The sequence below is a fragment of the Spiribacter sp. 1M189 genome (assembly GCF_040838345.1).
Taxonomy (GTDB): domain Bacteria; phylum Pseudomonadota; class Gammaproteobacteria; order Nitrococcales; family Nitrococcaceae; genus Spiribacter; species Spiribacter insolitus.
Genome location: NZ_JBAKFF010000001.1, coordinates 878,795 through 894,112, shown reverse-complemented (window position 1 = coordinate 894,112; position 15,318 = coordinate 878,795). Strand labels below are relative to the sequence as shown.

Annotated in this window: 15 protein-coding genes and 1 tRNA gene; 14 read left to right on the top strand and 2 right to left on the bottom strand. The window is 62.6% G+C overall.

Features of this window, described 5'->3' with window-relative positions:
* Together V6X30_RS04485 and V6X30_RS04480 are read left to right on the top strand one after the other, a co-directional pair.
* A complete protein-coding gene (locus tag V6X30_RS04485; protein ID WP_367983446.1) occupies positions 1 to 240 on the top strand; it encodes a hypothetical protein in 240 nt (79 codons plus the stop codon).
* Positions 241 to 489: a DUF2249 domain-containing protein gene (locus tag V6X30_RS04480; RefSeq protein ID WP_367983445.1), complete on the top strand. Its 249-nt coding sequence runs from the start codon at positions 241 to 243 to the stop codon at positions 487 to 489.
* A 6-nt stretch (positions 490 to 495) separates the two neighbouring features.
* Here V6X30_RS04480 and V6X30_RS04475 read toward each other — a convergent pair whose 3' ends face one another.
* A complete protein-coding gene (locus tag V6X30_RS04475; RefSeq protein WP_367983444.1) occupies positions 496 to 1,551 on the bottom strand; it encodes a type I glyceraldehyde-3-phosphate dehydrogenase in 1,056 nt (351 codons plus the stop codon).
* Positions 1,552 to 1,628: 77 nt separating this feature from the next.
* Here V6X30_RS04475 and V6X30_RS04470 point away from each other — a divergent pair, with 77 nt between their 5' ends.
* The 12 genes from V6X30_RS04470 (at position 1,629) to V6X30_RS04415 (ending at position 13,352) form a co-directional block, all read left to right on the top strand.
* The gene (locus V6X30_RS04470) at positions 1,629 to 2,387 is read left to right on the top strand and encodes a VIT1/CCC1 transporter family protein (protein ID WP_367983443.1); all 759 of its coding nucleotides are present in this window, start codon (positions 1,629 to 1,631) and stop codon (positions 2,385 to 2,387) included.
* A gap of 20 nt (positions 2,388 to 2,407) precedes the next feature.
* A complete protein-coding gene (locus tag V6X30_RS04465; RefSeq protein ID WP_367983442.1) occupies positions 2,408 to 2,875 on the top strand; it encodes a universal stress protein in 468 nt (155 codons plus the stop codon).
* Between the two features lie 8 nt (positions 2,876 to 2,883).
* On the top strand, positions 2,884 to 3,399 hold the full coding sequence (locus V6X30_RS04460; RefSeq protein WP_367983441.1) for a CinA family protein: 516 nt from the start codon (positions 2,884 to 2,886) through the stop codon (positions 3,397 to 3,399).
* Complete coding sequence (locus V6X30_RS04455) at positions 3,386 to 3,940, top strand: 2'-5' RNA ligase family protein (protein ID WP_367983440.1); 555 nt, start codon at positions 3,386 to 3,388, stop codon at positions 3,938 to 3,940. The genes V6X30_RS04460 and V6X30_RS04455 overlap by 14 nt, the downstream gene beginning before the upstream one ends.
* Before the next feature lie 83 nt (positions 3,941 to 4,023).
* Positions 4,024 to 5,067, top strand: coding sequence for a recombinase RecA (gene recA / locus V6X30_RS04450; protein ID WP_367983439.1), 1,044 nt, complete (start codon positions 4,024 to 4,026; stop codon positions 5,065 to 5,067).
* A 5-nt stretch (positions 5,068 to 5,072) separates the two neighbouring features.
* Positions 5,073 to 5,552, top strand: coding sequence for a regulatory protein RecX (locus V6X30_RS04445; RefSeq protein WP_367983438.1), 480 nt, complete (start codon positions 5,073 to 5,075; stop codon positions 5,550 to 5,552).
* A 12-nt stretch (positions 5,553 to 5,564) separates the two neighbouring features.
* Positions 5,565 to 8,177: an alanine--tRNA ligase gene (gene alaS / locus V6X30_RS04440; protein ID WP_367983437.1), complete on the top strand. Its 2,613-nt coding sequence runs from the start codon at positions 5,565 to 5,567 to the stop codon at positions 8,175 to 8,177.
* A 2-nt stretch (positions 8,178 to 8,179) separates the two neighbouring features.
* On the top strand, positions 8,180 to 9,460 hold the full coding sequence (locus V6X30_RS04435) for an aspartate kinase (protein WP_367983436.1): 1,281 nt from the start codon (positions 8,180 to 8,182) through the stop codon (positions 9,458 to 9,460).
* A gap of 191 nt (positions 9,461 to 9,651) precedes the next feature.
* Complete coding sequence (gene csrA / locus V6X30_RS04430) at positions 9,652 to 9,855, top strand: carbon storage regulator CsrA (protein ID WP_367983435.1); 204 nt, start codon at positions 9,652 to 9,654, stop codon at positions 9,853 to 9,855.
* Between the two features lie 58 nt (positions 9,856 to 9,913).
* A tRNA-Ser gene (locus V6X30_RS04425) sits at positions 9,914 to 10,005 on the top strand.
* Between the two features lie 621 nt (positions 10,006 to 10,626).
* Positions 10,627 to 12,138, top strand: a complete 1,512-nt coding sequence (locus V6X30_RS04420; protein WP_367983434.1) for an amidase — start codon at positions 10,627 to 10,629, stop codon at positions 12,136 to 12,138.
* Between the two features lie 221 nt (positions 12,139 to 12,359).
* Positions 12,360 to 13,352: a diguanylate cyclase domain-containing protein gene (locus V6X30_RS04415; protein WP_367983433.1), complete on the top strand. Its 993-nt coding sequence runs from the start codon at positions 12,360 to 12,362 to the stop codon at positions 13,350 to 13,352.
* Here the strand turns inward: V6X30_RS04415 and V6X30_RS04410 are convergent.
* Positions 13,342 to 15,183 carry an EAL domain-containing protein gene (locus V6X30_RS04410; protein WP_367983432.1) on the bottom strand — a complete coding sequence of 614 codons (1,842 nt, stop codon included), beginning with the start codon at positions 15,181 to 15,183 and terminating at the stop codon, positions 13,342 to 13,344. The two genes, V6X30_RS04415 and V6X30_RS04410, sit on opposite strands and share 11 nt — an antisense overlap.
* Between the last annotated feature and the right edge of the window lie 135 nt (positions 15,184 to 15,318).

The window sequence follows — 15,318 nt, the reverse complement described above, 5'->3', positions numbered from 1 at the left end:
ATGCGTCGCTTGGTCGACGGCCAGGGCACGGAATGGAGCATTGACATCCTCTTTGCCTCCTACGGTACCTACTATCTGGTCTTCAACGCGGCCGGTGGCGGCGAGGTGCGCAAGCTCGCGATCGCCGCCGACTCGCAGCGCGAGGCCGCGGCGGCCCTCGCCGCCATGGATGAGCCGGCGCTGATCTCCGCGCTTGGCGATTCCACCGGCTTCGATGACACCTCTGCGCTCGGTTTCTGAATGGGCGCGACGCATTATCCGGGCGGCGTCATCGACCTGCGCCTGCATCGGCCGCAGACCCGGCTCGCCCTGGTTGAGCATACCCTCATGGCGTTGCAACCCGGTGAGGATATCCTGCTGGTCTTCCCGTCGCCGCCCGAGCACCTGCCCGGCTACATCGCGAGCACCTACCCGGGTCGATTCGAGATCACGCCGGTGGAGGAGGGCCCGGCGGTCTGGACCCTGCGGGTCCGACCGCTCGATTTCTGATCTGGGTCAGTGGACCGCGGTCATCGGGCCACGGCGCTGCTCCAGGGACGGGAAGCCGGCGGTGCGCAGCGCGATGTCGATCATGCGGTTGGCGAAGGCCCACTCATTGTCGAACCAGCAGACGAGCTTGATGAGCTGGTTGTCGATGACACGGAGCTGGGTGAGATCGACGATCACCGAGCGCGGGTCATGCGCAAAGTCGAGCGAACTGACCGGGTCCGGGCAGGCCCCCAGGATGCCTCGGTATTGCCCATTGGCGGCGTCGTTGAGGCAGCCCAGCACCTCGGCGGGGCGAGCACCGCAATCCAGCTCCAGCGTCAGATCCAGGGCCGAGACCATGCTGGTCGGCACGCGCAGATGCAGGCACTCGAAACGTCCGTCCATCTCCGGCATGAGCCGGGCGATTCCCCGATCGAGTGCGGTATTCACCGGCGTGACGGCATTCAGTGCCGCGCGATTGAGCCGTAGTCGGTCGCCACTCAGCGTATCCGAGATCGGCTGATCGTTCATGGCCGAATGGATGGTCGTGACCGTGCCACGGCGGATACCAAAGGCACTGCCGAGGACATCCAGCACCGGGATGATGCAGTTCGAGGTGCAGGAGCCGGCGGAGAGGATGCGATGCTCCGCCTGTAGCTTGTGGTGATTGAACCCGGGGATGACAGTCATGTCCACATCGGCACTGGCGGGCTGGGAATAGATCACACGCCCGGCCCCGGCGCTCAGATGCGCCTCGGCCAAAGCCCGGGTCCCGGGTTGACCCGAGCAATCCATGACCACATCGATGTCGTAGGCCGCCCAGGGTGCATCGGCGGCGTCGACGCCGGGCAGCAGTTTGATGCGCTGTTCTCCGACACGGATGCCTTCCGGTATCAGGGTGACATTCTCGCTCAGGGTGCCATGGTTGCTGTCATAGCGGGTCAGGAGGGCGATGGACTCCGGATCGGCGGGCTCGTTAATCGCCGCTATCTCGAGTCCCGTGGCGTCCTGGCGCTGCTGCATGGCACGCAGCACGCTCCGCCCAATGCGGCCGAAGCCGTTGATGGCAATGCGAAAAGCCATGATCCGCGTCCCTCCGAAAAGCCTGGGCTTTGTGGCATTCTTTCGATCCCCCTAATGATACGCCGGCAGGATCACGGATGGCAGAACTCGAGCACAGTCATCATCCCGAAGACATTGAGCGTCGACTCGCTGCAGGCCGTCAGCCGAGTTACCTGCGCGATGCCATTCTGGGTGGCATCGATGGCTGCGTGACCACCTTTGCCGTGGTGGCCAGTGTGGCCGGTGCCGGGCTTCCGGGCGTCGTCGCGTTCAGCCTGGGGCTCGCCAGTCTGATTGCCGATGGCTTCAGCATGGGCGTGAGCAACTACCAGGGCGTGAAGAGCGATCGCGACGCCGTCGCTCAGGCCCGGGCCACCGAAAACCGTCATATCCGACAGGTGCCCGACGGCGAGCGCGAGGAGATTCGGCAGATTTTTGCCCGCAAGGGCTTCGAGGGTGATGTCCTGGAGAAGATCGTCGATACGATTTCATCCGACGAATCGCTCTGGGTGGATACCATGCTGCGCGAGGAGCATGGCCTGGAGCTCGAGGGCGTTGACCCGATCCGCGCTGCGCTCTGGACCTTTGGGGCCTTCGTGCTGGTGGGGGCCATTCCGCTGCTGCCATTCATGCTCCCCATGCTCGGTGTGGACATCGCCTTTGCCGTGAGCAGTACCCTGACGGCGATCACCTTCTTCGGGATCGGCTTCGTCAAGGGCGTGATCGTTGGCGAGGGTCGGATGCGTGCCGGTATCGAGACCCTGCTGATGGGTGGCGGAGCCGCGCTCATTGCCTATTTCGTCGGTGGGGTGTTTGAGCCCATGATGACCGAGATGGGCCTTGCAATCTCCGGGTGAAATCATAAGGAGTCATGACCATGAATCACCAACCTGAAGTCATCCTGGTTCCGGTGGACGGATCCGAAGGTGCCAGCGATGCGGCGCGTTATGCCGCGGGTCTCGCCAAGGGGCTGGGCATCCCGCTGCGGCTGCTGTATGCCTTTCCGACCGATCCGGTGGAGATGTTCGGCTTGCCCACCGCGGCGCCCCATCCCGAGGATCTTGAGTACTTCTCGCCGGATTCCTTTGCGCGGCTGCGCGATCAGAGCGCCGAGAAGGCCTTCGCCGCCACCCGGGAGGTGATCGGCGCGACGGACGTCGAGGTCCAGGAGCAGATCATTGGCGGCAGCCCCGCCGAGGCGATTGTTGAGCATGCCGCGGAGGAGGAAGCGCCCATGATCGTCATCGGCCGGCGCGGGCTCAGCGGTTTCAAGGAATTGCTGCTCGGCAGCGTCAGCCAGCGTGTGCTGCACCATGCGGCCTGTCCGGTCACGGTGGTTCGCTGATTTCCGGCGTGGGTGAGGACGCGACGGATCCGGCGCTGCACCAGCTGGCCTCGCGAGTTGGCGAGGTTCTGCTCGCCAGGGAGCTGTTGCTGGTCACCGCCGAGTCGTGTACCGGCGGCTGGCTGGCGAAGACCTGTACCGATCTCGCTGGCAGTTCACGTTGGTTCGATTGCGGGTTGGTTACCTACAGCAATTCGGCAAAGCAGCGGCTGCTGGGCGTCCCTGACCAGGCGCTCGCCACCGCGGGTGCAGTAAGCCAGGTGACCGCCGAGGCGATGGCGGAAGGCGCTCGGGGTGGTGATGGGCGGCGTGTTTCAGTGGCCATTACCGGCGTCGCGGGCCCGGGTGGCGGGAGTGCTGAAAAGCCCGTCGGTCTGGTCTGGTTCGCCTGGGCGGCCCCGGGCCGGGCCGTGGCCGCCGAATCGGTTGTCTTTGCCGGTGACCGCGAAGCCGTGCGTCGGCAGAGCGTGGCCTTTGCCCTCGGTGGCCTGCTGAGGCGACTTGACGTTGATGTCGACGCCTGACCCGCGCATCCGCCATTTCATCGCGCTCGATCCGCCCCAGCCGGTACGAGCCGGCCTTGCTCACTGTGAGCTTGCCCCCGGTGATGAGCAGGCCTGGCGCGTCGACCCGGCGGACTGGCATATGACGCTGGTCTTCCTCGGTAAGGGGTACACGGCGGAGGCCATCCTCGCGGCGGTCGGACGGGTGGTGGCCGCCTCGCCAGGCTTCGAGCTGCGGCTCGAGGTGGCCGGGCACTGGCGTCATGGCGGCATTGCCTGGATGGGGCTGCCGGACCGTCCGGTGCCGCTGATCACGCTCCAGGCGGCGCTGGTGGAGGCGCTCAGGCCGCTTGGTCACCAGCCTGGCCATTTGCCATTCCGGCCCCATGTCACGCTGGCCCGGCGGGCCGCTTCACCCCCGATTCCCGGGGGCATCCCGATCTGGCCCGTGCGCGAGGTGGCGCTCATGCGCGGTGTTGAGCCCATGCCCGACAACGGACCGCGTTACGAGCGGCTGCGGACATTGCCGCTCGCCGCTCCCCGTCGGCTCGACGGTGTCTGAGTGGCGACCGGCGGGGTGGGCGGTTTACCGGGACTATGGGATAATTCTGGTTCGATTAACGGTTTATCTACCAAGGGTTGAGCATGGACGAAGATCGCAAGAAGGCATTGGGCGCAGCCCTCGGCCAGATCGAAAAGCAGTTTGGCAAGGGCGCGGTGATGCGCATGGGCGATGCCCGTGCCGTCGGCAATGTGCCGGTGATCTCCACCGGTTCACTCACACTGGATGTTGCGCTGGGTGTGGGCGGTATTCCGCGCGGCCGCGTCATCGAAATCTACGGCCCGGAATCTTCCGGTAAGACGACGCTTACCCTGCAGGCGATTGCCGAGGCCCAGCGCGCTGGTGGCACGGCGGCATTCGTGGATGCGGAGCATGCACTCGACCCCGATTACGCCGGCAAACTCGGCGTCAACGTCGACGAGCTGCTCGTCTCGCAGCCGGATACCGGCGAACAGGCGCTGGAGATCGCCGACATGCTGGTCCGCTCCAGCGCCGTCGACATCGTCGTCGTCGATTCCGTTGCGGCGCTGACGCCCAAGGCGGAGATCGAAGGCGAGATGGGTGACTCGCACGTCGGCCTGCAGGCAAGGCTCATGTCCCAGGCGCTGCGCAAGCTCACGGCCAATATCAAGCGCTCCAACACCACGGTGATCTTCATCAACCAGATCCGCATGAAGATCGGCGTGATGTTCGGCAGCCCGGAGACCACCACCGGCGGTAATGCGCTGAAGTTCTACTCGTCGGTGCGCATGGACATCCGCCGTGTGGGTGCCATCAAGAAGGGCGATGAGGTCATCGGCAACGAGACCCGGGTCAAGGTCGTCAAGAACAAGATGGCGCCGCCCTTCCGCCAGGCCGAGTTCGAGATCCTCTACGGTGAGGGCATCTCCCGCGAGGGCGAGCTCATCGACCTGGGTGTCAAGCACGGCCTCGTCGACAAGTCCGGCGCGTGGTACAGCTACAATGGCGACCGTATCGGCCAGGGCAAGGACAATGTCCGCAATTTCCTCAAGGATCATCCGGAGATCGCCGAGTCCATCGACCGTGCCCTTCGCGAACAACTGCTGAAGGCACCGGTACGGGATCAGGAGAAAGATCCGGCTGAAGAGGGCGAGGCCGACGCCTGAGCCGCATGGAAGAGGCAGACGACGACGCGGCGGCGATACACGATTGCAGTATTCGCCTGCTCGCCCGACGTGAGCATTCGCGCCTTGAGCTTCAACGAAAGCTCGAGGCGCGTGACTTTATGCGGAACGATATTCTCCCGGTACTTGATGCGCTGGAGTCGCAAGGGCTGCTCAGCGACGAGCGGTTCGCGGAGGTGTTCTCGCGTACCCGTGTCGAGAACGGCCAGGGACCGCTCAAGATCCGCTCCGAGCTCCAGGCGCGTGGGGTGAGCGCCGAAATCATTGACCATGCGCTCGAACTTGTCGACGATAGCTGGCTTGTGCATTGTCGCGCGGCCTGGCGGCGTCGCTTCGGGATGGCGCCGGCGGACCGGCGCGAGTGGTCGCGGCAGGCCAGATTTCTGTCGAATCGGGGTTTCAGTGCGGAACAGGTCCGGCGAGTGCTTGATGCAGCCGCCGAAGACGATGCGGACACGGGCAGCTAAAAGCGAAAGGGCATGAACAAGAGCAGCGCAGATATTCGCAGGGCATTCCAGACGTTCTTCGCCGAGCGCGGTCACGAGATCGTCCCCAGCAGCCCACTGGTGCCGGCGAATGATCCAACGCTGCTGTTCACCAATGCCGGGATGGTGCCATTCAAGGACGTCTTCCTTGGGCGTGAACAGCGTCCCTACCAGCGGGCGGTCAGCTCACAGCGCTGCGTGCGCGCCGGCGGTAAGCACAATGATCTTGAGAACGTGGGCTACACCGCCCGGCATCACACGTTCTTCGAAATGCTCGGCAACTTCAGTTTCGGTGATTATTTCAAGCGCGATGCCATCCAATATGCCTGGGCATTCCTCACCGAAACGCTGGAGCTCCCCGCCGAGCGTCTGTGGGTGACGGTCTACGAGGAGGACGACGAGGCGGCGTCCATCTGGCTCGACGAGGTGGGTGTGGATCCGTCGCGGTTCTCTCGCATCGGCGCGGCGGACAACTTCTGGTCCATGGGCGATACCGGGCCCTGCGGCCCCTGTTCCGAGATCTTCTATGACCACGGCCCGGAGGTTCCCGGCGGCCCTCCCGGGACACCGGAGGAGGATGGCGACCGTTACGTCGAGATCTGGAATCTGGTGTTCATGCAGTACGACCGCGGCGCCAACGGCGCGCTGACGCCGCTGCCAAAGCCGTCCATCGACACCGGCATGGGGCTCGAGCGGGTCGCCGCGGTGGTCCAGGGCGTGACCAACAACTTCGATATCGATCTGTTCCGCAACCTGGTCGACGCCGCGGCGCGCCTCGCCGGTACCGAGGATCGCGAGAGCAGCTCACTGCGGGTGATCGCCGACCATATCCGCGCCTGCGCCTTCCTGGTGGTCGACGGAGTGCTGCCGGGTAATGAGGGACGCGGCTATGTCCTGCGCCGGATCATTCGCCGTGCCGTCCGCCATGGCTATAAGCTCGGTGTCGAGGAGCCCTTTTTCTGGAAGCTGGTGGCGCCGCTGATCACGGAGATGGGCGAAGCCTATCCGGAGCTGCCCAACAACCGGGAGCTGGTCGAGCGCGTACTGCGTCAGGAGGAGGTCCGCTTCCGGGAAACGCTGGAGCAGGGGCTGCGGTTGCTTGCCGATGACCTCGAGCACCTCGATGGCGATACCGTGCCCGGCGAGACAGTCTTCAAGCTCTACGACACCTATGGCTTTCCAGTCGATCTGACCGCGGACGTGGCCCGAGAGCAGGGGCTGCATCTGGACATGGAAGGATTCGAGACAGCCATGACCTCGCAGCGTGAGCGCGCGCGCGCGGCGAGCGTTTTCCGCGCCGAGTACGGTGGTGCGGCGGATTTTGGCGGTACGACCACCTTCAGTGGCTACGATGTCATCGAGGACGCCGCCCAGGTGATCGGGCTGTACCGCGATGGCGGGGCAGTCGATGCCCTTGAGCCCGGTGACGAGGGGATGGTCATCCTCGACCGGACACCGTTCTATGCCGAGGCCGGCGGTCAGGTGGGTGATACCGGGTACCTGATCGCCTCCGGCGTGGAATTCAAGGTCGAGGACACCCAGCGCTACGCGCAGGCCCGCGGTCATCTGGGGCAGATGGTCAGCGGCCGGCTGCAGCTCGGTGATGCGGTTGATGCACGGATCGATGCGGCACGCCGCCATCGCACGGCGCTCAACCACACCGCGACGCATCTGCTTCATGCCGCGCTGCGCGAGGTGCTCGGCGAGCACATTCATCAGAAGGGATCGCTGGTCGCGTCCGACCGGCTGCGCTTTGATTTCGCGCATTTCGAACCGATTACGGCAGACGAGCTCGAGGACATCGAGGTGCTGGTCAACGCCTGGATTCGCCGCGACGACGACGCCGAGATTTTTGAGACGGATTACGACCGCGCCATTGAAATGGGCGCGACGGCATTATTTGGCGAGAAATACGGCGATCGGGTGAGGGTCGTGCGTTTTGGCGGGTTCTCCACCGAGCTCTGTGGCGGCTGCCATATCGAGAGTACGGGCCGCATCGGTCTGTTCGCGATCACGACAGAGGGTGGCGTCTCTGCCGGCGTGCGCCGTATCGAGGCGGTGACTGGCGCGGCGGCCATCGAGAGGATGCAGACACAGGCCCGCACACTGCAGCAGGCCGCCGACCGGCTCCGGGTGTCACCGGATAACGTCCTGATGCGGCTCGATCAGGAGACCGACAAGGTCCGTGAACTGGAGAGGGAACTGGGCCGGCTCAAGCAGCGCCTGGCGAGCCAGGCGGGTAGTGAGCTCGCTGACAATGCCCTCGAAATCGAGGGTGTCCGGGTACTCGCCGCCCGGATCGAGGAAGGCGGCGAGTCGCTTCGCGATACGGTCGACCAACTCAAGAACAAGCTCGGCACCGCGGTCATCGTACTGGCGGCCAGCGACGACCAGAAAGTCCGGCTGGTGGCGGGCGTCACATCGGATCTCACCGATCGGCTGCGGGCCGGCAACCTGGTGAATCACGTGGCCGGCCAGGTGGGCGGTCGTGGCGGTGGTCGGGCGGATTTTGCCCAGGCCGGCGGCAGTGATCCGGAGGCGCTCCCCGCCGCACTGGCCTCGGTATCAGCCTGGGTTCAGGATCACCTGGAAAACAAGAAAGGATAGGCATGCCCCTGATTGTCCAGAAGTTTGGTGGCTCTTCCGTCGCCAACATCGAACGGATCGAAAACGTCGCCCGCAAGGTGATGGCATCGCGGGATGCCGGGCATGATGTCGTGGTCGTGGTCTCTGCCATGAAAGGCGAGACCGATCGGCTGACCGATCTCGCCCACGCTGCCGCGCAGACGACGATCCCCCGCCCCCGGGAACTCGATCTGATCCTTTCCACCGGCGAGACGGTCACCATCGCGCTGCTGACCATGGTGCTGGAGCGCCTGGGCGCGCCGGCGCGCTGCTATACCGGGGCGCAGGTACGCATCCTCACCGATAGCGCGTTCAGCAAGGCGCGGATCCAGGACATTGACGCCGAGATCATCCGCGATGACCTCAGCTCGGGTCGCATTGTCGTCGTCGCCGGTTTTCAGGGAGTCGATGAGAACGGCTCGATCACCACCCTGGGCCGCGGCGGTTCCGATACCACGGCGGTGGCGCTGGCGGCCGCACTGGAGGCGGATGAGTGTCAGATCTATACGGATGTGGATGGCGTCTACACCACTGATCCTCGGGTGGTCCCGACCGCCCGACGACTCGAGCAGATCACCTTCGAAGAGATGCTCGAGCTGGCGAGCCTCGGTTCCAAGGTCCTGCAGATCCGCGCCGTCGAGTTCGCCGGCAAGTACCAGGTTCCGTTGCGGGTGCTCTCCTCATTCGAGGATGGCCCCGGCACGCTGATCACGATGGAAGGAGAAGACATGCAGCAGGGCAGTATGGAAGAGCCCCTGATCGCCGGGATCGCGTTCAATCGCGATGAGGCCAAGCTCACGATGATTGGTGTGCCGGATACGCCGGGGATCGCCGCCCAGATCCTGGGGCCGGTCTCGGATGCCAACATCGAAATCGACATGATCGTGCAGAACATCAGCAATGATGGGCTGACCGACTTTACGTTCACCGTCAACAAGAGCGAGTACGAACGCGCCCTGGATATCCTGCGCAAGCAGGCCGGTGTACTGGGTGCCCGCGAGGTCTTCGGCGACAGCAGTATCGTCAAGCTCTCGCTGGTGGGCGTCGGCATGCGCTCACACGCGGGCGTGGCGAGTCTGATGTTTAACGCCCTGGCAGCCGAAGGCATCAATATTCAGATGATCTCCACCTCGGAGATCAAGATCTCGGTGGTGATCGACGAGAAGTATCTGGAGCTCGGCACACGGGCGCTACATAAGGCCTTCGAACTCGATGACAAGTCCGGTCAGACGGTAACGGTCGAGGGTGAGCCGGCGAAGAATTAGGCCGACTGGTTGGTGATGCGGGGGAGACAGCCCCCGCGCAGGAATATACAATCAGTGGAAATAAATTCTAAAAGCGAACCGGTCGGGGGCTGTCGATGTACAGGGCCGGTTACTCATTTGGGCAGGGATCTTATGCGGCCGGCCGGCAGTCCAACCGGCGTGCGGTTGCAGAACAATGAGGAGATGTCGGAATGCTCATTCTGACGCGCAGGGTCGGCGAAACCCTGATGATAGGTGACGACGTCGCAGTGACTGTCCTTGGCGTTAAGGGCAATCAGGTGCGGATCGGTGTCAAGGCGCCGAAGGACGTCACCGTTCACCGGGAAGAAATCTACGAGCGCATCCGCGGGGAGAACGGCCCGGCGGATGACGATGAAACCCCGAAGGAAGCCTGAGTCCATTGCGGCCGGTTTACGAATGAGGTGCTGATCCCGTATCCTCCGCATTGACATCGGAGAGGTGGCCGAGCGGCTGAAGGCGCTCCCCTGCTAAGGGAGTAAGGGCTTAACCGCCCTTCGTGGGTTCGAATCCCACCCTCTCCGCCAGATACGAAAATAGCCCCGCGAGGGGCTTTTTTTGTATCTGACAGAACTGGGGTTCGAACCCACGAAGGAACAGATGATGGGTTCGACCAACGGCCACAGGCCGTTGGGACGCCGAGCGTCGGCGAGGCGCCCGGAGGGCGAGCCCCGCGAGGGGCGAGTTAATCCCACCCTCTCCGCCAGATACAAAAATAGCCCCGCGAGAGGCTTTTTTTCATAGGTGGGGATGACAAGGAGCAGGAGCTCTCGCAGCTCAAAGGTGAATACGAGGCACTCCAGCAGAGCGCGATCATGAAGGAGTGTGGCTTCGCTGATGAGTTCGTGGTCGAGGAAGAAGTGGAGGAAACTTAATCTGGGTGCTTTCTTTTCGTCGATATCCTCTCCGTCCGCTGATACATCGAGCGCAGCCGTTCTATTCGCTGTTATACCTTTTAAGTCGGCTGGGGTATTGAGCATCGGCTGATGGAATGGTTCGGGTATACCCCACCGGCAGAGGCTGAGGCAAACTAATAGCGCCGCACCGAAGCACTTGTCCCTGAGGCGGCATGACTTAAACCAGTGAGCCTCCGCGATACCCGGGGCGGTTCATTACTCTAATCAATACTGCCCCTGGGGGGGACTGCAATGACAGTAAAGAGACCTGGTCTGAAGATGCTTGAGTCCGTATCCGACGAGTACGGCTTTGATCTAACTCCAGAGGAGCTGGGCGCTTTCGAGTCAGCGATCTCTGAGGCGATGGCGATCTATGACCGGATTGACGAGTTAGCGGACGAGCGTCTGCCGGTCAAGTATCCGCGCTTGGAGATCGGCTACCGACCCACCGGGGATGACAACCCGCTGAATGGCTGGAGTTGGAAGTGCTCGGTCCCCGGTGCCGAAGAGGGGCCGCTGGTAGGTCGGACGGTGGCGCTCAAGGACAATATCTCGCTCGCCGGCGTACCCATGCTGAATGGTTCAGCGGTGATGGAGGGGTTTGTTCCCCAGGAAGATGCGACGGTTGTGACTCGGCTGCTCGATGCCGGCGCGCATATCGTCGGCAAGACGGCAGTCCCAGCGTTCTGCTTCGACGGCGGGGGATGCACGGGTTATCCCGAGCCGCAGCCGGTCAACCCACATGATCCTGAGCGCCTCGCTGGCTCCTCTTCCAACGGTAGTGGGGTTGTTGTGACCAACGGTGAGGTGGATATGGCCCTCGGTGGTGATCAAGGCGGCTCGATCCGTCTTCCGGCCTCCTGGAGCGGGTGTTACGGACTCAAACCCACGCATGGGCTGGTGCCCTATACGGGCATCTTCCCCATTGAGAAGACCATCGATCATGTGGGGCCCATGGCGCGGACCGCCGAGGACTGTGCGCGGATGCTCGAGGTGCTTGCTGGACCCGACGGGCTGGATCCTCGACAGTATGACGTCCAGGTCGGTGACTATGTTGGCTCACTCGCTGAGGACCTGAGCGGGCTTCGGATTGGCGTACTGACCGAAGGTTTTGGCATTCCGGGCGTCAGCGAGCCGGATGTAGACGATGCCGTCCGCGAGGGGATTGCCGTGCTTGAACGGGCCGGCGCCAGCACGTTGGAGGTCTCAGTGCCGATGCATCGTGATGCCATGGCGCTGTGGTCCGCGATCGCATTTGAAGGGGCGACTGAACTGATGATCCGTGGTGATGCCTACGGCACTAACTCCAAGGGTCACTACAGCACGGACCTGATGGATTTTTACGGTCGTGCCCGTCGTGCGCGCGGTCACGACTTCAGCGACACTGTGAAGATGACCGTGCTGGCCGGTCATTACATGTCGGAAAAATACAATCGGCATTACTATGGCAAGGCCCAGAACCTCGGTCGCCGTCTCACGGCACATTACAATGCGGCGCTCGAGCAGTGTGACTTGCTGGTGCTGCCTACCACCGCCATGAAGGCCTTCAAGCGTCCCGCCGACAATAGCCTACCGAGTATTCTTGCGGGAGCCCTGGGCAATCTGCAGAACACCGCTGCCTTCGATATTTCGGGTCATCCAGCAATCAGTATACCGGTCGGCTTCTCTGCGGGGCTGCCGGTTGGTATGCAGCTGGTTGGCCGACACTGGTGTGAGTCGGTTGTGCTCAAGGCAGCACATGCCTATCAGGTGAAAATGGGCTAGCGAGCGCTTCACCTACGCAAGCCGCTTAGTCTTTAATGCGCCCGGAGGGATCGCCCCGCGAGGGGCGATCCCATGTCATCTTGGGATGGGTGCAATAACCAGTATCCGATAAAAGTTATCCCTGAACTTCGTTTGCGAAATTCATGGATGCATATGGTTCTAAAGGACTACGGTGCAGGGACTATGGACAGTCTACGCGGCGTTGGCCCCGCTCGAGCCTGATGGAATTTGTGGTGCGTCACGAGCTGGCTATCGGGCTGTTCGGCGTACTGCTTGTCATATTCGTTGTCTCAGCGGCAATCTGGTGGGCAAGGCATCAGGAAAAAGAGTCGGAAACCCGGCTCAAGCTCGCCGCGAGTGTCTTTGATGCGTGTCGCGAAGGCATCATCATTACCGATGCCAACCATCGTGTACTGGATGTCAATCGGGCGTTCACCGAACTGCTTGGCTATACCCTTGATGAAATCCAGCATCGTCACGTCAGCCTGATTTTCTTCCCGACGGAAAGCCAGACGCTGCTACCCGAGATGGTCCAGGCGCTGGATCACGGAAGCGGTGAGTGGAACGGTGAGGTGCGTTATCGCAGTCGCGAGGGGAAGTCGCTGCCTGCGGAAGCCTCCATCTCCACGGTCCGGGACGGTTCCCAGGAAACGCAGCATCATGTGGCCGTTTTTCGGGATATCCGGGCCCGCCTGCGCTACGAGGCGGAGCTTCGCTGGATCGCAAGCTACGATCCGCTGACGGGCCTGGCGAACCGCCGCCTGCTGGCGGATCAGCTCGAGAAGGCCATGGCCCGGGCCGAAGAGCGGCACGCCTCGTTTCGCGTGTGCATGCTGGATCTCGACGGATTTAAGCCGATCAATGACCAGCATGGACATGAAGCCGGTGACAAGGTGCTCATTCAAGTCGCGGAGCGGCTCCAGGCGCATCTCCATCGCAGTGAGACGGCAGCCCGGCTCGGGGGTGATGAGTTTGTGCTGGTGCTGGGCGGTAACCGATCCGACGATGCCATCGAGGATATCCTTGCCGTCGTCGAAGAGCCGATCAGGCTGGATTCCCCGCCGGTCATCGTGCAGGTTTCAGCGAGCCTCGGCATGGCCGCTTTTGACCCCCATGCCCCGGTGGATGGCGATCTGCTACTGCGGCGCGCGGACCAGGCGGCTTATCGGGCGAAGGAGCAGGGCGGGGGCAGATGGGCCCGATTTATGGGTTGAGGTAATGGTCCGCAGGCTGGGGCCGGCCATGGTAGAACCCTTGCTGTAAGGTGATGCCCAGCGTGCGGATAATGCGTGCCTGGGCTTCGCGCTCGATGCCTTCCGCAATGACCGCAATATGCAGATCCCTGCAGAGCGTGGCGATCGAGCGCACGATGGCCTGTGCCTTGGGGTCGGCTTCGACGGTCGAGATCAGCGCCTTGTCGATCTTGACGTAATCGATATCGAGCTCCCGCAGCCGGTAGAGATTGCTCTCCAGGGCGCCGAAGTCATCGAGTGCCAGGACGCTTCGCTCATCATGAATCCGCGTCCAGGCGGACTTAAGATCGGAGAGGTCGTCACCCAATGACCGGGGGAGGCCGCTCTCGGAGACCTCGATCATGATCTGAAGGCCATTGCCGGCGTCGGCACCGAAATCATTCAGGAACCGCTCGCTCGTGGCCAGCCTTGGCAGGTCCTCAAGACGTATGTTGTAGGCGAGCAGACCGACGCCATTACGAGCGGCGCGCTGCGAGAGCTCACGGCGCATCGCGACAACGCACTGATATAACTCCGGGTCCTTGATCGCCTCCTTGAAGCGATCAAGAAAAACGGCCGGCGAGAGGGTCTCGCCGTCGACGCGCCACCGGATCAGCGCCTCGTAGCCAACAATCTCATTAACGTAGGTATCCATCAGCGGCTGGATGAAGTAGGCAAACTCGCCCTGTTTCAGTCCCCGTCGGATATCGCGCTCGGTTACCGTCTCACCCCGTTCCCGAGAGGCATCGAGGAAGGCGTCGTCGGCCCGCATAAATCCGGATGGGCTGGTTTGCTTGGCCTGACACAGCGCCATGTCCGCCTCTGAGAGCCGCTGCGAAAGATCATCCTCTGGCCCGATGAGGCTAATGCCGGCATGCGCTCGGATTCGGCCGATGTCCCTGATATCACTCAGGTCAGCGGACCTGACTGCGTCAATCAGCTCGCCGGCGAGCTGCTCGGCGGATGTCCAGTCGCTGCAGGGGGCAACGATGGCGAAATCATCTGCACTGAGGCGAGCGATATCGGCATGTGGGCCCACATAAGCCCGGAGCGCTGCCGCGACCTTCCACAGAACACGGTCGCCGGTGGTGATGCCATGGCCGTCGTTGATCGACTTGAGATTCTTAAGGTCGAGCAGGAACAGTACACCGCTCTCCTGGCGCTGGCCGTTGCCGCAACGCTGCTTGAATCCGTGACGGGACAGCTCACCGGTGACCTCATCAATGCGCAGCCGCCGCTCCAGGCGATGCTGGAAGCGGGCCTGGAGAAAGATGATGACCACCAGCAATCCCAGCAGGCACCACACGAGGAAGGATTCGAGCAGGAAACGCCAGAAACTCGACGAGACCCGCGACTCGGTGAGCTCACGATTGGCGGCGGCCTCGACCCAGCCAATGGTGGCCCGATCCAGGTGGATGGGCGTGACATGCGTGAGGCCGGGAAACTGGGCATGAAAACCGGACTGCGGCGATTGGAGTTGACTGTCGGAAGCCTCTGAAAAAGACAATTCCCGACCCGTTTTCTGAACCTCGAGTAGCGGGTTGCCGGCGAAATCGTAGATTTGCACGGTTTGAATGATCGGCACCGTCGCGAGAAATTCCAGCTCCCGATGAATCGCCGCAAGGTCTCGGGTGACAACGGCTTCGGCCGTCCTTTCAGCGATCAGGTCGCCGGCCTGCTGGAGTGCGTTTCTGGCGCGCTCGCGCTCGTCATCCACGGTCTCCAGATGATCTTGGTAGAAGTTCGCGGTGACGCCGAAACCGAGGCCAAGAATCACAACGGCCAGGCCGAGCAATCGGATGCTTCGCTTCATTCCGCCAAAGTAGCATGTACCGGCAGAGCAAACATCTTAAGATTCATCCATGGAATTAATGGGCTTTATCGAGTGATGACAGTGTGGGCCCGCTCGGTGTTTAGCGTTAGCCTATCTACTAGATTGTTCTTAATG